The 23,203-nt window shown below is 63.5% G+C and carries 23 protein-coding genes; 8 read left to right on the top strand and 15 right to left on the bottom strand.

The window, feature by feature from the left end; all coding sequences use genetic code 11:
* Positions 1-38: 38 nt before the first annotated feature.
* Together AB4Y77_RS20130 and AB4Y77_RS20125 are read right to left on the bottom strand one after the other, a co-directional pair.
* Complete coding sequence (locus AB4Y77_RS20130) at positions 39-974, bottom strand: carbohydrate kinase family protein (protein WP_442015116.1); 936 nt, start codon at positions 972-974, stop codon at positions 39-41.
* A 40-nt stretch (positions 975-1,014) separates the two neighbouring features.
* Positions 1,015-1,836 carry an alpha/beta hydrolase gene (locus AB4Y77_RS20125; RefSeq protein ID WP_442015115.1) on the bottom strand — a complete coding sequence of 274 codons (822 nt, stop codon included), beginning with the start codon at positions 1,834-1,836 and terminating at the stop codon, positions 1,015-1,017.
* A gap of 110 nt (positions 1,837-1,946) precedes the next feature.
* Between AB4Y77_RS20125 and AB4Y77_RS20120 the strand changes: the two genes are divergently transcribed.
* The 3 genes from AB4Y77_RS20120 to AB4Y77_RS20110 all read left to right on the top strand — a co-directional run bounded on the left by AB4Y77_RS20120 (position 1,947) and on the right by AB4Y77_RS20110 (position 5,661).
* A complete protein-coding gene (locus tag AB4Y77_RS20120; protein WP_311212567.1) occupies positions 1,947-3,053 on the top strand; it encodes a GTP pyrophosphokinase in 1,107 nt (368 codons plus the stop codon).
* 22 nt (positions 3,054-3,075) lie between these two features.
* On the top strand, positions 3,076-4,572 hold the full coding sequence (locus tag AB4Y77_RS20115; RefSeq protein WP_442015114.1) for a SulP family inorganic anion transporter: 1,497 nt from the start codon (positions 3,076-3,078) through the stop codon (positions 4,570-4,572).
* Between the two features lie 93 nt (positions 4,573-4,665).
* Positions 4,666-5,661 (top strand): bile acid:sodium symporter family protein, encoded by a 996-nt coding sequence (locus tag AB4Y77_RS20110; RefSeq protein WP_442015113.1) that lies wholly within the window; start codon positions 4,666-4,668, stop codon positions 5,659-5,661.
* 3 nt (positions 5,662-5,664) lie between these two features.
* Here AB4Y77_RS20110 and AB4Y77_RS20105 read toward each other — a convergent pair whose 3' ends face one another.
* Entirely contained in the window at positions 5,665-6,669 is a 1,005-nt protein-coding gene (locus tag AB4Y77_RS20105; RefSeq protein ID WP_442015112.1) for a LacI family DNA-binding transcriptional regulator, read from the bottom strand.
* Positions 6,670-6,798: 129 nt separating this feature from the next.
* On the opposite strand from AB4Y77_RS20105, the gene AB4Y77_RS20100 reads away from it, so the two are divergent.
* Positions 6,799-8,052: a D-arabinono-1,4-lactone oxidase gene (locus tag AB4Y77_RS20100; RefSeq protein WP_442015111.1), complete on the top strand. Its 1,254-nt coding sequence runs from the start codon at positions 6,799-6,801 to the stop codon at positions 8,050-8,052.
* A gap of 5 nt (positions 8,053-8,057) precedes the next feature.
* Here AB4Y77_RS20100 and AB4Y77_RS20095 read toward each other — a convergent pair whose 3' ends face one another.
* The 4 genes from AB4Y77_RS20095 to AB4Y77_RS20080 are packed head-to-tail and all read right to left on the bottom strand — an operon-like array spanning position 8,058 to position 13,693.
* A complete protein-coding gene (locus AB4Y77_RS20095; protein WP_442015110.1) occupies positions 8,058-9,815 on the bottom strand; it encodes an acetyl/propionyl/methylcrotonyl-CoA carboxylase subunit alpha in 1,758 nt (585 codons plus the stop codon).
* A gap of 7 nt (positions 9,816-9,822) precedes the next feature.
* Positions 9,823-11,529: a 5-oxoprolinase/urea amidolyase family protein gene (locus AB4Y77_RS20090; protein ID WP_442015109.1), complete on the bottom strand. Its 1,707-nt coding sequence runs from the start codon at positions 11,527-11,529 to the stop codon at positions 9,823-9,825.
* 6 nt (positions 11,530-11,535) lie between these two features.
* Positions 11,536-12,885, bottom strand: a complete 1,350-nt coding sequence (locus tag AB4Y77_RS20085) for an MFS transporter (protein WP_311212560.1) — start codon at positions 12,883-12,885, stop codon at positions 11,536-11,538.
* A gap of 49 nt (positions 12,886-12,934) precedes the next feature.
* Positions 12,935-13,693: a LamB/YcsF family protein gene (locus AB4Y77_RS20080; protein ID WP_442015108.1), complete on the bottom strand. Its 759-nt coding sequence runs from the start codon at positions 13,691-13,693 to the stop codon at positions 12,935-12,937.
* 109 nt (positions 13,694-13,802) lie between these two features.
* Between AB4Y77_RS20080 and AB4Y77_RS20075 the strand changes: the two genes are divergently transcribed.
* The gene (locus tag AB4Y77_RS20075) at positions 13,803-14,501 is read left to right on the top strand and encodes a GntR family transcriptional regulator (protein WP_442015107.1); all 699 of its coding nucleotides are present in this window, start codon (positions 13,803-13,805) and stop codon (positions 14,499-14,501) included.
* Here the strand turns inward: AB4Y77_RS20075 and AB4Y77_RS20070 are convergent, their stop codons facing one another.
* The gene (locus AB4Y77_RS20070) at positions 14,502-15,227 is read right to left on the bottom strand and encodes a LysR family transcriptional regulator substrate-binding protein (RefSeq protein ID WP_442015106.1); all 726 of its coding nucleotides are present in this window, start codon (positions 15,225-15,227) and stop codon (positions 14,502-14,504) included. It lies immediately after the preceding gene.
* 33 nt (positions 15,228-15,260) lie between these two features.
* Between AB4Y77_RS20070 and AB4Y77_RS20065 the strand changes: the two genes are divergently transcribed.
* On the top strand, positions 15,261-15,710 hold the full coding sequence (locus AB4Y77_RS20065) for a DUF5997 family protein (protein ID WP_311212556.1): 450 nt from the start codon (positions 15,261-15,263) through the stop codon (positions 15,708-15,710).
* 53 nt (positions 15,711-15,763) lie between these two features.
* Here the strand turns inward: AB4Y77_RS20065 and AB4Y77_RS20060 are convergent, their stop codons facing one another.
* Positions 15,764-16,147, bottom strand: a complete 384-nt coding sequence (locus AB4Y77_RS20060) for a VOC family protein (RefSeq protein WP_442015105.1) — start codon at positions 16,145-16,147, stop codon at positions 15,764-15,766.
* A gap of 104 nt (positions 16,148-16,251) precedes the next feature.
* Here AB4Y77_RS20060 and AB4Y77_RS20055 point away from each other — a divergent pair, with 104 nt between their 5' ends.
* Positions 16,252-16,815, top strand: coding sequence for a hypothetical protein (locus AB4Y77_RS20055; RefSeq protein WP_442015104.1), 564 nt, complete (start codon positions 16,252-16,254; stop codon positions 16,813-16,815).
* Positions 16,816-16,876: 61 nt separating this feature from the next.
* On the opposite strand, the gene AB4Y77_RS20050 is transcribed toward AB4Y77_RS20055, so the two are convergent.
* The 3 genes from AB4Y77_RS20050 to AB4Y77_RS20040 all read right to left on the bottom strand — a co-directional run bounded on the left by AB4Y77_RS20050 (position 16,877) and on the right by AB4Y77_RS20040 (position 20,754).
* Entirely contained in the window at positions 16,877-18,382 is a 1,506-nt protein-coding gene (locus tag AB4Y77_RS20050) for an APC family permease (protein ID WP_442015103.1), read from the bottom strand.
* Between the two features lie 23 nt (positions 18,383-18,405).
* Positions 18,406-19,287 (bottom strand): universal stress protein, encoded by an 882-nt coding sequence (locus tag AB4Y77_RS20045; protein WP_311212552.1) that lies wholly within the window; start codon positions 19,285-19,287, stop codon positions 18,406-18,408.
* Positions 19,288-19,377: 90 nt separating this feature from the next.
* A complete protein-coding gene (locus AB4Y77_RS20040; protein ID WP_442015181.1) occupies positions 19,378-20,754 on the bottom strand; it encodes a flavin monoamine oxidase family protein in 1,377 nt (458 codons plus the stop codon).
* 106 nt (positions 20,755-20,860) lie between these two features.
* Between AB4Y77_RS20040 and AB4Y77_RS20035 the strand changes: the two genes are divergently transcribed.
* On the top strand, positions 20,861-21,586 hold the full coding sequence (locus AB4Y77_RS20035) for a TetR/AcrR family transcriptional regulator (protein ID WP_311212551.1): 726 nt from the start codon (positions 20,861-20,863) through the stop codon (positions 21,584-21,586).
* 8 nt (positions 21,587-21,594) lie between these two features.
* Here AB4Y77_RS20035 and AB4Y77_RS20030 read toward each other — a convergent pair whose 3' ends face one another.
* From AB4Y77_RS20030 to AB4Y77_RS20020, 3 genes are read right to left on the bottom strand one after another with little or no spacing between them, the layout of a single operon-like run.
* Entirely contained in the window at positions 21,595-22,431 is an 837-nt protein-coding gene (locus AB4Y77_RS20030) for a hypothetical protein (RefSeq protein ID WP_442015102.1), read from the bottom strand.
* Positions 22,428-22,997, bottom strand: coding sequence for an RNA polymerase sigma factor (locus tag AB4Y77_RS20025; RefSeq protein ID WP_442015101.1), 570 nt, complete (start codon positions 22,995-22,997; stop codon positions 22,428-22,430). The genes AB4Y77_RS20030 and AB4Y77_RS20025 overlap by 4 nt, the downstream gene beginning before the upstream one ends.
* Complete coding sequence (locus tag AB4Y77_RS20020) at positions 22,994-23,146, bottom strand: hypothetical protein (protein ID WP_442015100.1); 153 nt, start codon at positions 23,144-23,146, stop codon at positions 22,994-22,996. The genes AB4Y77_RS20025 and AB4Y77_RS20020 overlap by 4 nt, the downstream gene beginning before the upstream one ends.
* Positions 23,147-23,203: the final 57 nt, after the last annotated feature.

The following is a 23,203-nucleotide window of genomic DNA, read 5'->3' as shown; positions in this document are numbered from 1 at the left end:
CACCTGCGCTACGCGCCGGGGTTTATGCCACGCGGCGGTTATTCCACGCCGTGATTGAGCTCGGCCCTCGTGGGCGGATTCGCGCCGGCCCGTGACACCGTCACGGCAGCCGCACGTGTTGCGTGATCCATGATGGCTGCCAAGGTCTCAGCCGGCATGGCCCTCAAGGCGTCACGGTTCTGAGCGCCATCCAGACCATGGTCCACAATGGCGGACAACAGCCCCGCCATGAACGAATCCCCTGCGCCCACGGTGTCCACCAAATTCACGGATGGTGCCGGAATCTGGGTCTCGCCTGCCCTGGTGATGCCCCACGGACCACGTGAACCACGCGTCACCACCACCAGGGCCGGGCCTCCGGCGCCGCCCAACGTCAGCCAACGGCGCGCGGATTCCACCGGATCAACACCGGGATACAGCCACTCAAGGTCCTCGTCGGAGGCCTTGACGACGTCGGACAGCGCCACGAAGCGTTCGGCTTGCGTCCGTGCGTAGTCAACGTCGGTAATGATGCTCGGACGGCAGTTGGGATCGAAGCTGATGGTGCTGCCCGGGTGGGCATGTTCGACGGCGGCAAGCACCTCTGCGGCGCCCGGCTCCAGTGCGGTGGCTATGGAACCTGTGTGCAGCAAGGTGGCGCCCTGCAGCATCAGCGGCAACCTTGCGGCGAGTCCGGGCAATTCCCAGGCGAGGTCAAAAACGTAGGTGGCGGCACCGTCGTCGTCGATTTGCGCGGTGGCCACGCTGGTGGGCTTCTCGTCCGGCGGAAGCGGCACCATCACGGAGCTTGAGCGGAGGTGCGCCGCCACGGAGTCGCCGTAGGCGTCCCGGCCATAGCGCCCGATGAACTGCACCGGGTGGTCCAGGCGCGCCAGACCGACGGCTACGTTGAGCGGGCTGCCCCCAACGTGCGCCTCGATTCCGGAGGAGCGTTGAACCACATCAACCAGGGCCTCACCAATGACTGTCAGCATGGGACAACTCTGCCAGAGGCAAGCCCACGCGAACCAGAGATTACGAGAGCAGTCGCTGGACCAGTTCGCGGCACTTCTTGTAGGCGACGGCCTTGGGGTCGATCAGGTCGAAATGGTCACCGGGGACACGCAGTAACTGGGCGGCGCTTCCGGCCGCCGTGGCTGCAGCGACGTATGCCTCGGACTGGCTGGATGGGACGTCCTCATCATCCGTGGCGTGGACGGCATATACGGGAACATCCAGCGGCAGCGAACTCATAGGGTCTGCATACTTATGCCGCTTGGGGAATCTATGGGAATCCCCGCCCATGAGGTTGCAGACGGCTCCGTTGCTGAGGTTCAACTTCTCCGCGGCCGCGAGGTTCAGGAGGCCGGACTGGCTGACGACGCCGGTCAGGTGCACGGCGTTGTCTTCCGGGCTGCGCTGGAGCTGGCGGTCGGCGTCGGGCGTTCCGATGTCCGAGAGCCGCTGCCGTCCCGCAGCCCAGACAGCCAAATGGCCGCCGGCCGAGTGGCCCAAGGCTACTACTTTGCCGAGCTGGAGATCGTGATCGCCGGCAATGGTGGACAGGTGGTCGATGCCGGCCAGGATGTCCTCGAAAGTATGGGGCCAACCACCGCCGTTGCCGGCCCGCCGGTACTCGAGGTTCCAGGCGGTGATGCCGTGCGCTGCGAGGTCCCGAGCAAGAGGCTCGCCAAGCTCCGCGCCGTACTGTGACCGCCAGTAACCGCCATGGATCACAACAGCGATTCCACCGGCCAGCGCAGACGCGCCGCGATGGTTTCCGTTGGACGGTTCAGGTATGAAGAGTTCGCCCCACTGGCTGGGGTGTTCGCCGTAGCTGTACTTGTGCCGCAACATTGCGCCCTCCTTTGTACTGAGCCTATCGTGACGATTCACTAGTTTGGCTAGAGGCACCCCGACGGCGAGTGGCTCGGTTCAGTGTCGGACCCGCCCCGTAAGCTGGGGGCATGGCAAGCAATTGGGACAGCCTGGACCAGGATCAGCGCGACGCAGTAGAAGCAAACGTGGCGCTCTATGAGCGTGTCCGCCCTGCCCTGAAGCGGGTCACACGTGATGTCCTGCTCACCTTGAGGGACATGCTGAATGACGCCGAGGTCACTCCCTTGTTTGTCACCGGGCGGACCAAAACAGTGGAGTCCTTCCGGGAAAAAATTTCCCGCACCGATGATCCCCTGGAGCCGGGCGGGCCCCGGTTGTTGAAGTTTCCGGATCCCTTCCGCACGTTGAATGACATGGTGGGCATCCGTGTCATCACCAAGCTTCCGGCCGAGAATGCTGCAGTAGCCAACATCATCAAGCGGCAGCGGCAGCTCTTCGATTGCCGCGGTGACCGCGAGAAGGACATCGGCTCCATCGAGTCAGGAACCTACGGATACTCCAGCCGGCACCTCATTCTGCGCACCATCCAGAACGAGGCAGTCAAGGAATACCAGCAGGCCTTCAACCCAGACATGCCCGCCAACGGCAGCTACTTCTTCGAATGCCAGATCCGCACCGTTTTTGCCCACGCTTGGAGCGAGATCGAGCACGACATCCGGTTCAAGGCCGAAGATCCGCGTGCGTGGACACCCCACTTTGACCGCCAGTTCACTGCAACGGCTGCCATGTTGGAGACAGTGGAGAGTGCCTTCGCCGATCTTCACGAGCGGTACGAGGAAGTTCGCGGTTACTGGGATCTTGAGGGCGATGGCGGCATGCCCCTGACGCCCAACCGGGTCCGTGACGTCTGGCGTACGCTGCTGCCGCACGTTGACCGTAAAGTTGATGATGACTGGGGATGGGCTGCCGAGCTGCTCGCCGCCCACGGACTCACCAAGACCGTGGAGCTTGCCGGACTGCTCAGCGCCAACCGGATCACCGAGGTCCGCAAGGCCCTGGACCACCGCTACTCCCCCGGCCCGGACCGCCTCCTGGATGACCTCCTGCTGTGGCAGTACGGAACCGAACACCTTGATCTCACCGCTGAGGCGCCCGACGTCGTTCCGCACCCGCGGCGCGACAGCCTCCTGCGGCGCCTTAAGCAGATTGAGCGCTACCGCCAGACTGCGCTCTAGGACAACTGCACTCTAAGGACCCATGACTCCCGAGCAACTCATGTCACTGCGGGCGACCTTCCGTTCGCCCCGCCGCCTGCTGACGGAATCCCTCGCGGGACTCGTGGTGGCGTTGGCTTTGATCCCCGAGGCCATCGCGTTCTCGGTGATTGCTGGGGTTGATCCCCGCATCGGTCTGTTCGCTTCCTTCACCATGGGCGTTGTGACGGCTTTGGTGGGTGGCCGGCCTGCCATGATTTCCGCAGCCACCGGTGCTGTTGCCTTGGTAATTGCCCCGGTGATGAAGGAGCACGGGCTCGACTACCTGATCGCGACGATCATCCTGGCAGGTGTTTTCCAGATCATCCTGGCGGTGCTGGGCGTCACCAAACTGATGCGTTTCATCCCGCGGTCCGTGATGATCGGCTTTGTGAATGCGCTGGCCATCCTGGTGTTCATGTCCCAGATGCCCGAGCTCTTCAACGTGCCGTGGATGGTCTACCCGATTGTCGTTGTTGGCCTGGTCATTGTGTTCGGGCTGCCCCGCCTGACCACAGCGATCCCGGCTCCTCTGGTGGCTATTGTTGCCATCACGTTGGTGACTGTCCTTGGTGGCATCGACGTGCCCACTGTCAGCGACAAGGGTGAACTCCCGGACAGCCTGCCGGGTTTCTTCCTGCCCAACGTTCCCCTGAACCTGGAAACTTTCCAGATCATTGCGCCCTTCGCACTGTCCATGGCGTTGGTGGGCCTGCTGGAATCCCTGATGACTGCCAAGCTGGTGGACGACATCACGGACACCCGATCCAACAAGACCCGCGTCTCCTGGGGGCAGGGTGCCGCCAACATTGTCACAGGATTCCTTGGTGGCCTGGGTGGTTGCGCGGTGATTGGTCAGACCATGATCAACGTCAAGGGATCTGGCGCCAGGAGCCGGCTCTCGACGTTCCTGGCCGGTGTGTTCCTGCTGGTGCTGGTAGTGGTCCTCGGCGACGTCGTGGGCATGATTCCCATGGCGGCGTTGGTTGCCGTGATGATTTTCGTTTCGCTGATCACCTTCGACTGGCACTCGATTCGTTTGTCCACGCTCAAGCGGCTGCCCAAGTCGGAGACCGCCGTCATGCTGATTACGGTTGCCGCTGTAGTGGCGACGCACAACCTCGCGGTGGGTGTCGGCGTCGGCGTCCTGACCGCCATGGTGCTGTTCGCGCGGCGGGTGGCCCACTTCGCAACGGTGGAGCGGACGGAACTCGAACTCAACGGCGAAGTTGTTGCGACATACACCGTGGACGGCGAACTCTTCTTTGCTTCGTCCAATGATCTGTACACGCAGTTCGACTATTCAAAGGATTCCTCAGAAGGAATAGATCGCGTGATCATCGATCTTCACGGATCACATATCTGGGATGCATCGACTGTTGCCGTGCTGGACTCCGTGACCGAAAAGTACCGGAACCACGGGCGCGAGGTGGAGTTTATCGGGCTCAACGAGGCCAGCATCCGTATGCGCGAGCGGCTGGCCGGAAAACTCAACTCCTGACACCACCCCTCCCAACTGCGGTTGTCTGACATATTCCCCTGCATGGATGTAAAGAAGTCGTTCGGTTTGGGCGCCGAGTGTGAGCATGGATGAATGCTTGAGGCAACCAATACCCCGTCGAAAACAGAACAACCCGCTGCGCCCGTGAACGCCGCCCTTGCCGCTGAAGCCAAGATTGCGCGCATCGCCGTCACAGTGTTCCCGCTCCTGGTGGTTGTTGCAGGGGTCCTCGGATTCCTGATTCCGGATCTGTTCAAACCCATGGGCGTCGCGGTTCCCTACCTGCTGGGCGTCATCATGTTCTGCATGGGCCTCACGCTCACCCCGCCGGACTTTGCCTCGGTGGCGCGCCGCCCTTGGGCCGTTGCCCTTGGCATCGTGGCGCACTACGTCATCATGCCCGGCGCCGGATGGCTCATCGCTGTCCTCCTGCAGTTGCCGCCGGAACTGGCCGTCGGACTGATCCTGGTGGGTTGCGCACCTTCCGGCACAGCCTCGAACGTCATGGCGTTCCTGGCCAAGGGCGATGTCGCCCTGTCCGTGGCCGTCGCCTCGGTTTCCACGCTGATCGCGCCCATCGTGACCCCCGCCCTGACACTCTTCCTGGCCGGCTCATTCCTGCACATCGATGCCGGCGCCATGGTGATGGACATCGTGAAGACCGTGCTGCTGCCGGTAATCGCAGGTCTGTTGGCCCGCCTCTTCCTGTCGAAGCTCGTCGCAAAGGTTCTTCCCGCACTTCCGTGGGCGTCCGCCGTCGTGATTTCGCTGATCGTAGCCATCGTCGTCGCGGGAAGTGCCAGCAAGATCGTGGCTGCAGGCGCGATCGTCTTCCTGGCCGTCGTTCTCCACAACGGTTTTGGTCTGGGCTTGGGCTATTTGGCGGGCAAGCTCGGCCGGCTGGACGACAAGGCACGCCGAGCCCTCGCGTTTGAAGTTGGAATGCAGAACTCCGGCCTGGCCGCCACTCTGGCCACAGCGCACTTCAGCCCCCTGGCCGCACTGCCGTCGGCCGTGTTCTCGCTGTGGCACAACATCTCGGGCGCAATTGTGGCTGCCTGGCTGGCGCGCCGCCCACTGAAGGACTAGCTCCTAGGGCTGCGTGGTGCCTCGGTGGTGCAACTTCCACGGCGAGGCAACCCGGATGCCCTCGGCCGGCGTTGTTCCCGCCAAGCGATCAAGCAGCATCCGGACCACCAGTTCAAAAATCGGGTCCGGCCCAACGGTAGTAAGCGCCGGGTCATACTCCTGGCCCTCGGTGGAGTTTCCTACGCCAACAATCTGGATATCCTCAGGGACCCGCAGGCCCAGGCGATACGCGGCACGGATGGCCTGCAGCGCTTCCATGTCGTCCGTGCAGAAGATGGCCGTGGGTCGGTCCGGCAGCTGGAGCAACTCCAACGCCGACTGGTAAGCGGTGGCAGGGTGGTGCTGCGACGTCCTGACCAAGGATTCATCCAGAGGTGTGCCCGCCTTCTCCAACCCGGCAGCATAAGCGGCAAAACGGCTCTTGGGCCGGCCCGCCGGGTCTGCCCTGCGGATGCACGCGATTCTGCGGTGGGATGCGGTGAGGAATTCCATGCACTCCGCGAGCCCTTCATCGGACTCGGGAGCCAGGACATCAAACCCCGCGGGCTTCATGGTTCCGGAGATCACCACTTGCGCGACGCCGCGGCGAGCCAGCTCAGTGACGGTTTCGTCGTCTGCCTTGGCCTCGGGGAAATAGCCGATGATGACGCCATCGGCACCCCCGGACATCATGAACTTTCGCCAATCGTCGCCCAGCAGGATCACCGGCTGGTACCCGTGCTCCGGGAGGATCCGGGCCGCCGCCGTGGCGAGGGCACGGTCCCAGGGCCAGTCAAGGTTTCCGATAGCCACGGCCACCACGTCCGTCTTGCCCCGACGCATGCCCCTGGCCGCCTGGTTGGGCACATAGCCGAGCTCCTTCACGGCCGCCAACACGCGGTCCTGCGTGGGCTGGCTGATCCGTGTGGTCCCTCCGTGACGGCCGGAAAGCACGTAGGACACCGTGGTCAGCGATACGTCAGCCGCTTTCGCAACGTCGCGGATGGTGGGCTTGGATCCCTGGCTCACGTGCAGCTCCTGGTAGACAGCGGGTTTCCTTGAACTCTATCGGCAAGGGTTGGACACTCCTTGACGCAAATAGTTGTGAACGTTAACAATTTATGGGAGTCCGTAAACGCCAGATGGGAAGATCATTCAATGAAGAACTGGGCAGGAAACCTCGAATACTCCTCCGCGGAAGTCCACCGCCCCGCTTCGGTGGCCGAACTGCAGGAGCTCGTGGCGAACGCAACCAAGATCAAGGCCCTCGGCTCCAGGCACTCCTTCAACACAGTCGCCGACACGGACGGGACCCACATCCTCCTCGACGCGCTCCCCCAGGAAATTCTCTTGGACACGGCAAAGAGCACGGTCAAAGTCGGCGGCGGCATCAGCTACGGCGCCCTCGGACGCGCGCTCGAGGAGCAGGGCTACGCCATCCACAATCTTGCTTCGCTCCCCCACATCTCAGTCGCCGGTGCCATCCAAACCGGCACGCACGGCAGTGGCGTCAACAATCCCTCCCTCGCTGCCGCCGTCGTGGGTGTTGACCTGGTGCGCGCCTCCGGCGAGCTGGTGACACTGACAGCGGACGACGACGAATTCCTCGCCAGTGTGGTGGGCGTGGGAGCCCTTGGCATTGTCACGGGACTTGAGCTGGCGGTCCGTCCGAGCTACGAAGTCCGCCAACGTGTGCTCACCGGGTTGTCGTGGGAGCGTGTCTTGGCAAACTTCCAAGCCATCGCATCCAGCGCCTACAGCGTCAGCTTCTTCACGAATTACACCGGAACCACCATCCCGCAGGTCTGGCTCAAAGCACTCGACTCCGAGGCTCCCCTGCCGGACCTCTTCGGAGCAACTGCAGCCACCGCGGCCATGCACCCGCTGCCGGACATGTCGGCTGAAAACTGCACCGAGCAGCTGGATATCGCTGGAAAATGGCTGGACCGCCTGCCGCACTTCCGCCACGAATTCACACCGAGCAACGGAGAGGAGCTGCAGAGCGAGTTCCTTCTGCCGCTGGACCAGGCGCCCGCTGCCTTGCAGGCAGTCCGCGCGCTTGCAGGCAAGCTGGCGCCGCTCTTGTTCATCTCGGAAATCCGCACCATTGCTGCTGACGAGTTCTGGCTCAGCCCGTTCTACCAGCAGCAAAGCGTGGCGCTGCACTTCACCTGGAAGCCCCTTCAGTCCGACGTGGAAGCAGTGCTCCCGGAGCTTGAGGAAGCTCTGCGTCCGTTCGGGGCACGCCCGCACTGGGGCAAACTCTTCACGCCCGGGCAGTACGACTTCGCCGCGCTCTACCCGCGGTTCAAAGACTTCCGCGCCTTGGTCCAGGCGAACGACCCCACAGGCAAGTTCCGCAACGGCTTGCTGGACAGCGTGCTGGGCATTTCAGCGGCAGCACACGCCTAGCGGAGCTACTGGATGTGAGCCAGTACGGCGCCGGCGGTGACCACTCCGCCCGGTGCGGACAGGACTTCGGAGAGCGTGCCTGCCCGGTGGGCGGGAACTTGGGTTTCCATTTTCATGGCTTCGAGGACCACCAAGGGATCGCCGGCCGCTACGTCAGCGCCAGGTTCAACGAGCCACTTGACCACCGTGCCGGCCATGCTGGAGACGAGCGCGGATTCGGCTGGGGAGTCTTCGGCGCCGGAGCCCGGCAGGCCCGTCACGTCTGAAGCCGCCGGGAGGCCTTGCCCTGATCGGGCCCAGCCGTCCAGCAGGTCGGCGGGAAGTCCCACGGCGAGGCGTTTTCCGTCCACATCGATGGTGATGGTTCTGCGCTCACCTCCGGGGGCCACCACGTTGTATTCGGGATCCACCGGGATCTGGTCCGCAAAGTCGGTTTCGATCCACCGGGTGTGGACCCGCATTTCGGCAATGGACGTGAAGTCGTCGGATTCCAGAACCGCTCGGTGGAACGGCAGAACAGTGGCGAGTCCGGTGATGTTGATTTCAGCGAGGGCCCGGCGTGCACGGCGGAGTGCCTGCTGGCGATCAGCTCCGCTCACGATCAACTTGGCCAGCAGGGAGTCGAACTGGGGCGCCACGAAGGAACCGGACCGGACACCGGTATCCAGTCGGATGCCTGGTCCCGTCGGTGCTTCGAACAACCCAACGGTGCCCGGCGAGGGAAGGAATCCGCGGCCGACATCCTCTGCGTTGATGCGGAACTCGAAGGAGTGTCCACGGGCAACGGGGTCCTCCTTGATGCTCAGCGGCAGACCGGCAGCAATGCGGAATTGCTCCTGGACAAGGTCAATCCCCGCGGTTTCCTCCGTGATGGGGTGCTCCACCTGAAGCCGGGTGTTAACCTCCAGGAAGGCCACGGCACCGTCGGCTGAGACGAGGAATTCCACTGTCCCGGCACCGTAGTAGCCTGCTTCGCGGACAATGGCCTTGGAGCCCTCGTAGATTTGCTTCCGCTGTTCGTCGCTCAAGAAAGGCGCCGGAGCTTCTTCCACGAGCTTTTGGTGGCGGCGCTGCAGGGAGCAGTCGCGGGTTCCCACCACCACCACGTTGCCGTGGATGTCCGCGATGACCTGCGCCTCCACATGCCGGGGCCGGTCGAGGTACTGCTCCACGAAGCACTCGCCGCGACCGAACGCAGCCACTGCTTCACGCACTGCGGAGTCGAAGGCTTCCTCTACTTCGGCGAGCTCACGAACCACTTTCAGGCCGCGGCCACCGCCGCCGAAGGCCGCCTTGATCGCAAGTGGGAGTCCGTGTTCTTCGGCGAAAGCCCGGGCCTCTGCCGCGGACGAAACCGGGCCGTCGCTGCCGGCCACCAAAGGTGCGCCGGCGCGGACGGCGATATCGCGGGCCGTGATCTTGTTGCCCAGCTGGCGAATCGACTCCGGTGAGGGGCCGATCCACTCAAGTCCGGCGTCGAGCACTGCTTGCGCAAAGTCAGCGTTCTCGGACAGGAATCCGTATCCGGGATGCACGGCGTCAGCGCCGGACTCCTCGGCAACGTTGAGGAGTTTCCCAATATTCAGGTAGGTATCAGCCGGCGAGTTGCCGCCCAGGCTGTAGGCTTCGTCGGCAGCGCCAACGTGCATGGCATCGGCGTCGATGTCTGCATAAACGGCGACTGACTGGATGCCGGCGTCGTCGCAGGCTCGGGCGACGCGGACTGCGATTTCGCCGCGGTTCGCGATCAGGACCTTGCGCATCAAATACTCAATTCTCTGGGTTCTTGGTAAACGTCGTGGTGAAGTCCGGCGCATCCGGAACGAGGCGGAACCGGATCCGTCCACCGATGGGGACCTGGGCAGCGAGGTCAAGGTGTTCGTCGCGCACCACGCCAATCACCGGATAGCCGCCTGTGATGGGGTGGTCCGCCAGGAACAGGACGGGCAGCCCCGCGGGTGGAATCTGAAGGGCGCCGGCCATGGTGCCCTCGCTGGGGAGTTCGCCCTCGCGGGTGCGCCGCAACGGGGTTCCGTCCAGGCGCATGCCCACACGGTTGGACTGCGGCGTGACCAGCCACTCCTGGCCGCAGAGGGAATCAAGGGCTTCCTGGTCGAACCAGTCGGCACGTGGTCCGGGAACGACGTCGAGTACCGTGACGCCCTGGCCGGGGAGGCCGGGGAAATCCGGTTGGAGCTCCGGGCTTTCCACTGCTGTGGATGCGGTGGCTTGACCGGCCGGGAGCTCCTGGCCAATTGCCAGAGGCGCGGGACCAATCCCGGACATCGTGTCAGCGGACTGGCTGCCCAGAACCTCAGGGGCATCAACGCCGCCACGGATCGCCACATAGTTTCGGAAACCCGACTGGGGAGCCCCGACGGTGAGCACTTCGCCGTCGAGCAGCGCGAAGGGCGCGGCCATGGGGACGGTCCGCTGAGCGCCGGACTGGACGTAGCCGTCGTCGGATCCTTCAGAATCAATCCACGACGGCGACTCGATGGTCAGCGTCGTCGGTGCACCCGCCACGGCAATCACTTGGTCGCCGATTGCTTCCACCGTGAGTCCGCCGTTGACGCTCTCAATGGCTGCAGCCGACGAAGCATTCCCCACCAGCCGATTGGCGCGGCGCAGCGATGCCCGGTCCAAAGCCCCGGCAGCAGACACCCCCAGCGGACCGTAGCCCCGGCGGCCGAGGTCCTGGATGAGGCTTTGCGCCCCAGGGTTCAGGATCCGAAGACCGGACTCGGTGTGGCGCTCCTTGTCGGAGTCGCCGGCCGAGGAGTCTCCGGCTGAGGCATTCCCTGCCGAGGAGGGGCTGGCCGTCACAACCTCGCGGACGGCCTTGTACTGCACACGGTCACCGGGTCGAACCAAAGCAGGCTGGGCACGGTCAAGGTCCCACATCCGTGCCCCGGTCCGGCCAATCAGCTGCCAACCGCCCGGTGAACTGCGGGGATAGACAGCCGAGTACTGGCCGCCGAGGGCAACAGACCCAGCGGGAACAGCTGTCCGCGGGGAGGGGCGGCGCGGAACCGTGAGGGCCTCGTTCTCGCCCACCATGTAGCCGAACCCGGGGGCGAAGCCCGCGAAGGCAACGGTCCAGATCTGGCTGGTGTGGGCGGCTATGACGCCGTCCACGCTCAGGCCGGTGAGCTCCGCGACATCGGCGAGGTCGTCGCCGTCGTATACGGTCTCGATGACCACCAGCCCGGAGTCGGTGGCTTCCGAAGCGGTGAGTTCCAGCTCGAGCAACCGGGCGCCGATGGCGCGGGTGGCCGCTGCGGACTCTCCCACGACCATGACAGTTTCGGCGGCGGCAAGAACGTCTACTTGTCCCGGCAGCGGTGACTTGTTGAGCATGTCCTGCAGGGCCAAGACGTCCTGCAGCCCGTCCAGTTCAGCCAGCACGGCACGGGTGCCGACGGGCCTGACAGAGCGAACCCTTTTTGCGGTGGCTGTGTGCATCACGGTTTCCATTTTTCGCTACGCCGCCGGCTGAGCGTGCGTCCCCTGCATCAAACGGACGTCTTCTTCCGGCTTGGGGTCGCGGCCAAGGAGCATGCCCACGATCGTCACGACAGAAGCGACGAGGATGTACACAGCAATCAGGTACCAGCCGCCACCTGCCGCGCCGTAGAGAGCGGTGAAGATGATGGGTGCAACGGCCCCACCGATGACACCGGCCAAGGTGTAGGCCAGTGAGCTTCCGGCGTACCGGAGCCGTGCCGGGAACTGTTCGGTGATGAAGGCCGCCTGGGGTCCGTACATGAAGGCGTGCAGGGCCAGGCCGATGACGGTACCTACGGTCAGCATGGCTACGGACTTGCCCTGGATCATCAGGAAGAAGAGCGGGATATAGGCGGCGGTAGCAGCTGCAGCGATTCCGTAGACCCAGCGACGGTTGAAACGGTCCGTCAACGCACCGGCCAACGGGATCAGGAAGAGCTGGAAGGCGGAGCCGATCAGGATGGCGGACAAGACGTTGCCCGTTGTCATGCCCAGTTCCTTGGTGGCGTAAACGGCGACGAACACCGTGAACAGCGCGTAAAGGATGTCCGGGCAAACCCGGGACAGCGCTGCGGCGACCAGTGCCTTGGGCTGCGTGGTGAAGACTTCCTTGATGGGAGCCTTGGGACGATCGCCGTGGGCCTGGATGGCCTTGAAGACCGGGGTTTCTTCAAGCTTGAGGCGGATGATCAGGCCGAAGACCACCAAGAAGGCGGAAGCCAGGAAGGCTACGCGCCAGCCCCAGGAAAGGAAGGCTTCATCGCTGAGCGAGGCGGCAAGGATGGCGAGGACACCGTTGGCCATGAGGTTACCGGCGGGCGGGCCGATCTGTGCTGCGGAGGACCAGAAACCGCGCTTGTTGGGATCGCCGAATTCGCTGGAAAGCAGCACGGCACCGCCCCACTCGCCGCCAACGCCGATGCCCTGGGCCAGGCGCAGCAACACAAGGATGGTGGGAGCCGCGACGCCGATCACCGAGTAGTCAGGCAATGCACCGATGAGGACAGTGGCGACGCCGATCAGGACGAGCGTGAAGACCAGGACGTACTTGCGGCCGATCTTGTCGCCCAATCGACCGAAGATGACCCCGCCGATTGGTCGGGCCAAGTAGCCAACTGCGAAGGCCGAGAAGGAGAGCAGCAACGCCACAAATTCGTCATTGCCGGGGAAGAAGATCTTGGGGAACACGAGGGCCGAAGCCACCGAGTAGATGGCGAAGTCGTAGTACTCAAGCGAGGTGCCGGTGAGGCTGGCGACGTACGCCTTGATGGCGCCGGCCGGTGGCTTCCTTGTCACGGCCTTGGCTGCCTTGTTGGTGCTGGTCATGGTTTCCTCCGGGGGTGAGGGATGTGGTGCTGGGCCTGAATGGAACGGGTTAGAGGAACGAGCCGACGGTGACGCCGGCCTCGCCCAAAGCGGACTTCACTGCGGAGGCCATTGCAACGGCCCCCGGTGAGTCACCATGCACGCAAATGCTCTCTGCGCGGATTTTCAGGATGGAACCATCAGTGGTTCTGACGGATTGTTCGGTGGCCATACGCAGGACGTGCTCAGCCACTTGGGCCGGATCATGGAGAACGGCGCCCGCCTGTGAGCGGGAAACCAGCGTTCCATCCGGGTTGTAGGCGCGGTCCGCAAAAGCCTCGGCAACGCCTCGAAGACCTGCTTCTTCAGCGAGACGCAGTACTTCGGAGCCCGGGAGGCCGAGAATCGGGAGGTTGGGGTCCACCGACTTCACAGCTTCGACGACAGCACGGGCCTGCGCCGTGTGCTTCACGATCGCGTTGTAGAGACCACCATGGGGCTTCACGTACTGGACGCGCGCACCGGCGGTGGCCGCCAGAGCCTGCAGGGCACCGATCTGGTACACCACGTCATCTGCCAGTTCCCTGGGGTCGATGTCCATGAAACGGCGACCGAATCCAGCGAGGTCGCGGTAGCCAACATGGGCGCCAATAACGACGCCGGCCTTCGCCGCCTTTTCGCAGGTGCTGCGGATGACACTGGGGTCCCCAGCATGGAATCCACAAGCGACGTTGGCACTGGAGACCGACTCGAACATGGCTGCGTCGTCACCCAGTGTCCAGCGCCCGAAAGACTCTCCGACGTCGCTGTTCATATCGATGATTGCCATGATGTGATCCCTGCCTCGTGATGTGCGTTACATCTAGGATGCCTTAATCTGCTGGATTGTTCAACGATCCAGCGATCCTAGTTTTTGGCAATCGTGTATTTTTGGTGTCATGGCCAGTGCAGATCAGGAAATAGACGAACCCGCTGGCCTCAATAGCGCTCGGGCCCGGGTCCGGATGAGAGTCCCATCCGTTGCCGAGAGAGTCGCCGAAGAACTGCGCTACCAACTGGCCGAGGGTTTCCTGGTTCCTGGTTCCAAGCTGACTGAAGCAACCATCGCTGAGGACCTGGGCGTCTCGCGGAACACGGTCCGCGAAGCCTTCGCTGAGCTGGCCGGTGAACGGCTACTCCTCCGCCAGCCCAATAAGGGTGTCTTTGTTGCCACCCTTGAAGCAGGCGACATCCACGACGTTTACACGGTTCGCCGCGCAATCGAGGTCAGTTCCATCCGTGCGGGTGGTTCTCCCGAGCGCATAGCCGCCGTCAGGGCCGCCGTCGAGGAGGGGAAGCGGGCCGCAGAGGCCAACGACAACGAAGGACTGGGCAGCGCCAACCAGCACTTTCACGGCGCGATCGTTGCCCTCGCCGAGAGCAACCGGTTGAACACGATCATGGCCCAGATTTTGGCCGAGATGCGCCTGTACTTCCACAAGGCCACCTTGAATGCGCACTTCTACAGCGACTGGCTCACGGAAAACGAGCGCATCTGTTCAGCGCTGGAGGCGGGTGAGCTCGAACGGGCCGGCGACCTTCTTCTGGCCTACCTCAACCGTTCAGAGCAGCAACAAACCGCTATCCACGGCGCGTAGCTAGCGTTTGCCCTTCTTGCGGGAACCTTTACCCCGGCCCTTGTCAGGATTCGGGGCGTAACGTTGCGCGACCGCAGGCTTCCTGGGGCCTCCCCCGCGGCGGTCGGGCTTGGGTTCCTTCTTGGGCTTCTCCTGCTGGGCCGAGGGTTGGCGTGAACTCTGCGCGGTCCGCCCACGCACAATTCCAATGAACTCCTCGATCACGGGGCTGTCGGTTCCAACCAGCCAAGCCAGGCCGATCTGCGTCCCGGGAGCGCCGGTCAGGCGGCGCATGACAGTGTCTTTGGCGTTCAAGTGCCGCGCAACTGACATCGGCAGGATCGCCAACCCAGCACCGGACGCGACAACTTGGAGGGCCATGTCCGGCCCGCCCATTTCCTCGATGTCGAGGAAGTTCTCCTCGGAAAGATCATCGAGGGCCACCTCTTCGAACACGGAGATCTCGTGCCCCTTGGGAGCAACCACCACTGGCTGCTCTTCATACAGGGGGATGACGTTCAGGCCCTCCCGGTCCAGGGGCAACCGAACGAAGCTCAGGTCGGCGGAACCGTCATGCAACACCGAAACCTGGGCGTCGTCGTCGGACATGAACGAGTGCAACGGAAAGTTGGGCATGCGCTCTTCCCACCGCCGGATCCATTTCCCAGGGGTCACACCCGCAACATAGGCGAAGCGGAGGCCGGCAAGGGGCCCGGTTGTTTCGGCGGATTCTTCAGCGTCTGGCACACACTCACAGTACCGGCCAGATACCCTTGAAGCATGACGTCCTCGAACTCCCAGTCCATGAAGCCGGCAACAGTTGCCAAGAAACTCGGCATCTACCTGCCCGCTACACCCCAAGAGTTCCAGGATTCGTCCATTACCCGTGACGAATTCGCCGAACTCCAGGCCAATCCCCCGGAATGGCTCGCCGAACTTCGCCGCAACGGCCCGCACCCCCGCCCGGTTGTAGCGCAGAAGCTGAACGTCTCCATCAGCGGCCTCGCCCGCGGCGGCATCGAAGATGCACTCACGACGGCGGAAATCACCGAGCTGCTGCAGGCTCCGCCGCAGTGGCTGGTCACCGAGCGCGCCACCCACGCTGCCGTGCGCACCGAAGCCCAGCGGGTCAAGGACGAAGCTACCAAGAAGGCCGCCACCAAGGAAGCACGGGACAACGCCGCCGCAAAGCGCGACGCCCCGAAGACCTCCAAGCGCGATCACGCTTAAGTCTGTGTAAGTTGTGGCCGGGACCAATGGTCCCGGCCACAACTGTTTCAAGCTCAGTCCTGGTGAAGCTGAATGAAGTTGCCACACCCGTCGTCGAAGACTGCGCTGACCCCTGAAGGATCCTCCGACGGTTCACCCTGGAACGTCACACCGGCGGCAACCAAGCGCTCGTACTCAGCCTGGACATCGGTCACGCCGAAGGTGATGGCAGCCAAACCGGACTCATGCAGGGCGTTCATGTAGTTGGACGCGATGGGGTTGTCGCTGGGTTCCAACAAAAGGCCGGGGGAACTGCTGTTCTCCGCGCCGGGGTCCTTGATGATGAACAAGTTGTACTCGGGCATGGCCATCAGGGTCTCGAAGCCAAGGGTCTCCGTGTAGAAAACATGGGCTGCTGCGGGGTCCTTGACGTGGATGCTGCACATTTTCAGTCTCATGGTGCCTAGGCTACGCCCCGGCTCTGACAACCTGACCCCTCGCGCCCACGCAGGCACTGGCGCATACTGAATTCAAAGCAGCGAATTCGCCTGGAGGTGGTCCGATGCCCGCCATGATGCTCCTGTGGGGTGTAGCTCTGGTCCTTGCAACCGCAGCAACCACGTATGTCCTGCACAGGAAACTGACCTACGGCCGCGGCCCGGAGCCTGACGGCGTCTTCTGGGATGTGTTCGGTGGGCTGGTCGTCACAGTGCCCGCCATCATCGTCCCGGCCGTGCAATGGCCGCCGGCCGGGCTGATCATGATTTTCGTAGGCATCACTACTGCGGCAGGAACGCTGCTGAGCATCCGCAAAGTGGAGCGCCTCCACGCAGCTGAGCCCCGCCGTCGTGCTGGTTTCCCGGATGACGCAGCCCGCCACGAACGCCTTCTGGAGCAGTGGCGCCAATACGAGCTGGATCCTGGGCGGACCATCGACTTCCCGGCCATGACTGACGTCAGGGCCGCAGAAACAGCGGCCTTGACGCGGGCCATGCGGGAAGCCGAGTACTGCAGGGTGACCGCCGGGACCGACTACCGCGCCGCCGTCGAGCGTCTTGCGGAGGCCCTCACCGCAGCCGAGCGGGCCGCAGGCGTCCCCACGCCAGCCCTCCCCTCTCCGAGTTGACACTTCACCCCCATCCCAAGCGGAAACATGGGGGTGAAGTGCCAACTCGGCGGCAGGAATACTACAGAACCTTGCCCTTGAAGAACTCGGGCCGCACCCGGTACATCACCAGCATGATCACGACGCCCAGCAGGATCACACCCATTCCCAGCACGAACACCAGGCCCACACCGCCCACGGAGGAGCCCGAGCCGTACTCCGGGTCCATCGAGTCCATGGCCGTCTTGACGAACATGACCAGCAGGATCACTCCGCCCACAAGCGGCGCAAGGAACTTGAAGAAGAACGCACGCGCTCCCCGGAACGCGTCGGCCCGGAAGAACCAGACACAGGCCAGCGCTGTGATGCCGTAGTAGAAGCAGATCATCATGCCCAGGGCAGTGATGGTGTCCCACAGCGCGTTCTCGGACACAGTGCGGGTGATCACGTAGAACGCTGCGGCAGCGATCGCAGCGGCGATGGTCGCGAAGCTGGGCGACTTGTACGTGGGGCTGATCTTGCCAAACTTCGGCGAGATGGCGCGGTAGTGGCCCATGGCCAGCATGGTGCGGGCGGGGGAAACGAACGTCGACTGCAAAGATGCCGCTGAGCTGCTCAGAATGGCCAATGACATCAGGATCGCGAACGGACCCATCACCGGGCCGGCAAGCACGGCGAAGATGCTGGACTGGTTCTCTGGGTTTCCGGCACCCAATCCGGTCTCGCCAACGCCGGCGAAGGACAGGGTAGCCAGTGCAACGGTCATGTAAATGACCACGATGACCAGCACGGTGATGGTCGCCGCGCGGCCCGGGGTCTTCTCGGGGTTCTTCGTTTCCTCATTCATGGTGAGGGTGACGTCCCAGCCCCAGTAAATGAAGATCGAGAGCGACACGCCTGCGGCGAATTGTGAGAACGAGTCCACGGCGAACGGGTTGAACCAGTCCGGTGAAATGGCGGTGGCATCGAAGGCCGTGCCGTTTGCCACGTGGGCGAATGCGGAGACTGCGAACCAGCCCAGGACCAGCAACTGGAAGGCCACCAGCACGTACTGAACGCCCTTGGTGGTCTCCATGCCGCGGTACGAAATCCAACAGGCCAGCGCGATGAACACCAGGGTGGTGGCGATGTTCAGTGGAAGGATCTTGCTGAGCTCACCCAGCTCCGGATTACTGAAGATCTGGGCGAGCATCAGGTAGAAAAAGTCCACCGCCACGGCCGCCAGGTTGGACAGCACAATGATGGTGGCCGCGATCAGCCCCCATCCACCCATCCAACCGATCCACGGCCCGAAGGCGCGCGTCGCCCACGTGAAGGAGGTACCGGCGTCGGGCATGGCGTTGTTCAGTTCGCGGTAACCGAGCGCCACCAGCAGCATGGGGATGAAGCCCACCAGGAAGATGGCGGGCAGGTGCACACCCACCTCAGACACGGTGGGGCCCAGGGCTGCGGTCAGGGTGTAGGCGGGCGCGATGCAGGAAACGCCGATCACGACGGCGCCGATGAGGCCCACCGATCCGGCCTTCAGCCCCTTTTCACTCAAGGCTGGCGATTCTTTCGACTGGACCGTCTTTGGTGCAGTTGACATGGGTTTTGCCTTTCAGGCGATTGCTAGGCGCTGTGGCGCGAGTAGTCGCGGGGGACCACGATCATGGGTACGGGGAGGGCACGCAGGATCCGGTTTGCGGTGGTGCCCAGGAACGTGGCTCTGTGCTGGGCCAGGCGGCTGGAACCGATCAGCAGGATTTCGCCGTCTTCCCAGTCGAGTCGATCCACGGCTTCCTCGATGGTGCGGCCTTGGGCTACGACGATCTCGGGTTTTTCGTGAAGGGAAGCTGTCGGTTCGTTGGCATCACTGGAACCCACGACGGCGGCAAGCCGGGCGGCGGCATGCTCCCGGGCGGCCTCGGCCAACTCAGGCGAGTCACCGCCGTCGAGCGCCAACAGGGAGACGAGCCGCAGCGGAAGGCCCCGGTCACGGGCGGATTCAACGGCCACGTCAAGGAGCTCGTCGGCACCCGGACGGGTGCCGAAACCGCAGCTCATACGGGTGATGGGATCGGTACGGTGATAGCCCTGAGGCGCCAACACCACAGGAACCGGCGACGAATGGAGCAGCGAGCTCGCAACGGAGCCGATAGTGAACCGCTTGAACAAGCCGCTGTTGGCGGCCCCGATGACCAAAGCCGCAGCATCCATTTCCACGGCAGTATCGATCAGGGTTTGCGCCTCGGAATCACCTCGACGGATGTGCCCCCGAGCGGTGACATCGGCCGGAACCAGCGCAAGGCCTTCATCCAGCCAGCGCTGTGCCTGCTCAGTGAGGATGTCGTTGTAGCCGGTCTCCGGCGGGTAGACGGCGTTGAACGGGGAATCCTCCGGCACCACAAGGACCAAGTCCAGGCTCACATCGTGATTCCGGGCCAGCGCAACGGCGAGGTGAACGGCGTCGTGCCCCCTCGCATTGGCGGTGTAGCCAACTACGTAGCGCATGGTGGTCCTTTCCTCGGTCCTGCTTAAACAGTGGTGCCGGCAGGCCGGGAATGACGCTCCCCCGGCCTGCCGGTTTTGGTGGTGCCCGCCTTAGGCGACGGGCAGAGCGCTCAGCTTGTTGGCTTCGACGATGCGGGCAGCAGTTGCCTGGCCCATGCGGACCGCGCCGTCAACGTGCTGGTAACCCTCGGCAGCGAGGTCGGACGAGGACCAGAAGATGGGTCCGACGTTCGCGTGCTGGTCCTTGCCGTAGCGGTGCAGGCCACCGAGGTCATAGCTGGATGCGTAGGCGCCGCGGGTCCATTCTTCGGAGCCCCAGTCGGACTCGTAGTAGACCTCAGGAGTGAGGGCCTTGTCGCCCAGGAAGCCGGCGATGGATTCGAGGATGGCCTTCTTGCGGTCTTCGGCGCTGAGTTCGAAGACGGCGTCGGCCTTTTCGTCGGATACGAAACCCACCAAAGTGCCGCGGGCGTCGCCGTGGTTGGTGTTGTCGTAGACCTCCTGGACGAGTGCGCCTGCACTGAAGCCCGTGCCGGAGAGTCCTTCTTCGCGCCAGAACGGGGTGTCGTACACGGCGTGGACCTTGATGACCAGGCCCAGCGATTGGTGCTGGTGCATCTGGTGCTGGCGGCGCGGCAGCGGGGGCTCGAACGAGACGCGGGAGTACAGGTTCGGCGGCACGGCCATGATCACATACCGCGCGTTGACGGTTGCCTGCTCAGACACGACGGTCACGTTGTTGTCGTCCCACTTGATGGTGCGCACCGGGCTGTTAAGGACGACGTCGTCGCCCAGCTCAGCTGCTTGCAGAAGGGAGACCTGCTGCATGCCGCCGATGACGCGCTTGTCCAGGATGAAATCCTCGTCCGTCAGGTGGCTGAAGGAACCGGCCGAGGCTGCCATGAGGACTGCTTGCAGTGCCGAGAAAGCGTGGGCGGGCTTGGTGAGCATTCCACCAGCGATGAAGAGGCCAATGTTGTTGCAGGCTTCCTCGTCGTTGGAGTTCTGGCGGAGCCAGTGGTGGAAGGAGATGGTGTCCAGCTCGCGTGCCTTGGGGTGTGCCCAGGGCTCGGTGGGGCCGATCTCGGCGGCGAGGCCGTCCAGGATGGCGACGAGCTTGTCCATTTCGGCCTTGGTGGTTTCATTGACCGGGAAAGTGTCACCGGTGTACTGCGTGCGCTTGCCGTCTTCGCCGATGTAGACGGACTCGCCGTCGCGGTAGCGTGAGTACATTTTCAGTCCGAGCTCGTCCAGCAGCTCCATGAGGACCGTCTGGTCCGGGGAAACCCACTGGCCGCCGATTTCCAGCATGGCGCCGTCGATGGTGTCGGTCCAGGTTCGGCCGCCCACGCGGTCGCGCGCTTCGAGCACTGCGACGCTGAGTCCGGCCTTTTTCAATGCGCGTGCGGCCGTCAACCCCGACGGTCCGGCGCCGACGATCACAACGTCGCGATCAAGATTCTGCATGTTGTCCTCTCCGTGGCCGTCCGTGGTGGCTGACCAATAAATGAATGGCATTCATTTACTTCCATAGTAGCGCTGGAGTCAGCCGCTGTGAAGACCCGGTGGAATAATGCTGGGGACACAGGCAGCAGAAAGGCTACCGATGCCCGCACCCACCCCCGCTTCTTCCGCCGGCCCTGCCGGTTCTGCCGGCTCTGTGCGCCGCCGCGCCGGTCGACCTACGGCGGCGGTCCTGGACCAGGACGGGATTACGACGGCGGCGCTCGAGTTGATCAGCTCCAAGGGTTACAACGGACTCACCATGGCGGCACTGGCCCGCTCCCTGGGCGTCGCGCCGTCTGCGTTGTACAACCATGTGGCCTCCAAGGACGACGTTTTGCTGCTGGTGGAGGACCACTTGGCAGCGATGGTTGACGTCTCCACTTTCGGCGTGGAGCCGTGGGACGTAGCCGTGCGCCGCTGGGCCTGGTCCTACCGCGACGTTTTCTCGGAGCATACGCCGCTGATCCCTGTCATTGCAGTACTTCCGGTGGCAAATGCTCCCAAGACACTGGCGATGTACGAGGCCGTGACCGCCGGCTTCCGCGAGGCCGGGTTCCCTGAGGAGAAGATCATCTCCGCGATCGTGGCCTTGGAGGCGTTCGTCTTCGGCGCCGCTTACGACGTCAACGCGCCTGAGGACATTTTCGACGCCGGCAGCCTCGCTGAGCAGGTCCCCAACTTCACCGCCGCGGTGGACCGGTTGGCCATGGAAAGGCACCCGCGTCCGACTGACGTTGCCTTCAGCCTGGGACTTGAGGCGTTGATCACGGGGTTCGGCGCGCTGCGGGGATAGTTCCGTACTTAAAGGGTTGCACCGTCGAGGCTGAGATGGCGCGTTTCTGTCGTGTTGTCGGTGTATGTCACCTCGACGGGTACGTCTTGGTCAGAGGAATTCGGCAGCTCCCCACCCGGGAGCCAAAACGCGAACTGGCCTTTGGACACAGTGGCCGTGATCTTTTCCCCGGCACTGCTGGTGTAAGTCATGGCTGCAACGTCCGGACCAACCTGACCTGAAGCCATGGAGAGCGGGTTGTCCGCGATGACGCCGGTACCCAATTGCGTCGCCTTTATTTCACGGCCTACGGGTTCGCGTCCATTGCCGGGCTTTCCCACTGAACCGAAGGACCCCTTCTTAAACCACACGGCCGTGGAGTCGGTGGTGCAGGTGGCTTCGAAACCGTCAGCGCCGCTGAGGACAACCGTGGTCCAGGCCCCGCGCCTCTCGGCGATGGCAACTTCCGCCGCGTTCACATCGCCGGCGAACATGCCGTCACCAACACCTTTACTCGACCGGACGCAGTCGGAGACCGCACTGTCACGCTCGGCACCTGTCAGCGCACCCGGAGCGGCAGTCCACGTTGCGAAGGCAGGGTCGCCTCCCGAGAGTGCCGGAACAACTAAAAACCCTGCTGTGGCGGCAAAAGCAACGGCACCCAAAGCGATGGTTCGACGACGACGACGGCTTGGGCGCGACATCGTCGTTTTGTATTCCGCGGGTCCGGCGACGCCGGTCGCGGAGGTTGGGGACCTGAGAATCTGTTCCAAGTCGTTCTGCGAACGGCGCGGGTCGGGAGCTGCACTCTGTCCGGCTGCGTCCAAGGAGCGCAGCAGCGTGTCGATATTCCGGCTGTTTTTCATGGTGTCGCCGCCTTTTCGGGAAATGTCGCCGACACCGGCGACTCATTCTGGGGTGCATGGTCAAGAAGCAGTCGCAGGGCCCGCCTTGCGCGGGTGAGGCGGAGGCGAAACGCGACCGGGGAAATACCCACAACATGCGCTGCTTGGGGTGCGGCCAGATTCTCGAAGATTGCAAGCCCAAGGGCCTCTTGGTGGACTTCGGAAAGAAGCGCCCAGGCTCTGCCTAGATCAACGCGGCTGCTGACCAGGTCAGCGTGGGAATCGACGTGGGATATGGCTGTCGCCTCAGCTAATCGGACACCAAGGGCCTGCCGCCGCTGTTCTCCGCGGCGGGCATTCAGCATGAGATTCCGCGTGATGCCGAAGAGCCATGCCCGGGCGTCATCCTCATGCTTTGGCGCTTCCGAAAACCGCCGCCAAACGATAAGAAATGCCTCAGCCACGACGTCCTCGGCATTCACCGCATCCGTACGACGCTGCACGAACTTCAGCAGGTCGGCGTACGCGGATTCGTACAGCGCCCGAAAGGCCTCTTCCCGGTCAGGGGCTCTCGAAAGGTAGCTCATACCCTGTACTTGTCCGCCACATAGCTAAGTGTGTTGCAGTGGCACGAATATTCCCGGAACTCGAAGTCGGTCTTGCGCGGGATCACCGTCCCGGCACGCGTGGTGTAGGCCTCCATCACCAAGGCGGGCTTCCCGGCGTCGTCGACCATTTCAGCAGTAGCTGAAGCGCCGTCCGAAAACGTGACCAGCCCCCAAACTCTTGTAGT

Source organism: Paenarthrobacter sp. YAF11_1 (assembly GCF_052113445.1).
In the GTDB taxonomy this organism is placed as follows: domain Bacteria; phylum Actinomycetota; class Actinomycetes; order Actinomycetales; family Micrococcaceae; genus Arthrobacter.
Note: the sequence above shows the minus strand (reverse complement) of the source record. Positions and strands in the feature narration are given on the sequence as shown.

Bases quoted from the DNA above. Each gene is read 5' to 3' on its own strand.
- AB4Y77_RS20055 (WP_442015104.1), top strand. From the start codon at position 16,252: ATGCCCGCCATGATGCTCCTGTGGGGTGTAGCTCTGGTCCTTGCAACC.
- AB4Y77_RS20095 (WP_442015110.1), bottom strand. From the start codon at position 9,815: ATGCGCAAGGTCCTGATCGCGAACCGCGGCGAAATCGCAGTCCGCGTC.
- AB4Y77_RS20035 (WP_311212551.1), top strand. From the start codon at position 20,861: ATGCTGGGGACACAGGCAGCAGAAAGGCTACCGATGCCCGCACCCACC.
- AB4Y77_RS20130 (WP_442015116.1), bottom strand. From the start codon at position 974: ATGCTGACAGTCATTGGTGAGGCCCTGGTTGATGTGGTTCAACGCTCC.
- AB4Y77_RS20050 (WP_442015103.1), bottom strand. From the start codon at position 18,382: ATGTCAACTGCACCAAAGACGGTCCAGTCGAAAGAATCGCCAGCCTTG.
- AB4Y77_RS20080 (WP_442015108.1), bottom strand. From the start codon at position 13,693: ATGGCAATCATCGATATGAACAGCGACGTCGGAGAGTCTTTCGGGCGC.
- AB4Y77_RS20075 (WP_442015107.1), top strand. From the start codon at position 13,803: ATGGCCAGTGCAGATCAGGAAATAGACGAACCCGCTGGCCTCAATAGC.
- AB4Y77_RS20020 (WP_442015100.1), bottom strand. From the start codon at position 23,146: ATGGTCGACGACGCCGGGAAGCCCGCCTTGGTGATGGAGGCCTACACC.
- AB4Y77_RS20100 (WP_442015111.1), top strand. From the start codon at position 6,799: ATGAAGAACTGGGCAGGAAACCTCGAATACTCCTCCGCGGAAGTCCAC.
- AB4Y77_RS20110 (WP_442015113.1), top strand. From the start codon at position 4,666: ATGCTTGAGGCAACCAATACCCCGTCGAAAACAGAACAACCCGCTGCG.
- AB4Y77_RS20060 (WP_442015105.1), bottom strand. From the start codon at position 16,147: ATGAGACTGAAAATGTGCAGCATCCACGTCAAGGACCCCGCAGCAGCC.
- AB4Y77_RS20125 (WP_442015115.1), bottom strand. From the start codon at position 1,836: ATGTTGCGGCACAAGTACAGCTACGGCGAACACCCCAGCCAGTGGGGC.
- AB4Y77_RS20065 (WP_311212556.1), top strand. From the start codon at position 15,261: ATGACGTCCTCGAACTCCCAGTCCATGAAGCCGGCAACAGTTGCCAAG.
- AB4Y77_RS20030 (WP_442015102.1), bottom strand. From the start codon at position 22,431: ATGAAAAACAGCCGGAATATCGACACGCTGCTGCGCTCCTTGGACGCA.
- AB4Y77_RS20120 (WP_311212567.1), top strand. From the start codon at position 1,947: ATGGCAAGCAATTGGGACAGCCTGGACCAGGATCAGCGCGACGCAGTA.
- AB4Y77_RS20040 (WP_442015181.1), bottom strand. From the start codon at position 20,754: ATGCAGAATCTTGATCGCGACGTTGTGATCGTCGGCGCCGGACCGTCG.
- AB4Y77_RS20025 (WP_442015101.1), bottom strand. From the start codon at position 22,997: ATGAGCTACCTTTCGAGAGCCCCTGACCGGGAAGAGGCCTTTCGGGCG.
- AB4Y77_RS20115 (WP_442015114.1), top strand. From the start codon at position 3,076: ATGACTCCCGAGCAACTCATGTCACTGCGGGCGACCTTCCGTTCGCCC.
- AB4Y77_RS20045 (WP_311212552.1), bottom strand. From the start codon at position 19,287: ATGCGCTACGTAGTTGGCTACACCGCCAATGCGAGGGGGCACGACGCC.
- AB4Y77_RS20085 (WP_311212560.1), bottom strand. From the start codon at position 12,885: ATGACCAGCACCAACAAGGCAGCCAAGGCCGTGACAAGGAAGCCACCG.
- AB4Y77_RS20090 (WP_442015109.1), bottom strand. From the start codon at position 11,529: ATGGAAACCGTGATGCACACAGCCACCGCAAAAAGGGTTCGCTCTGTC.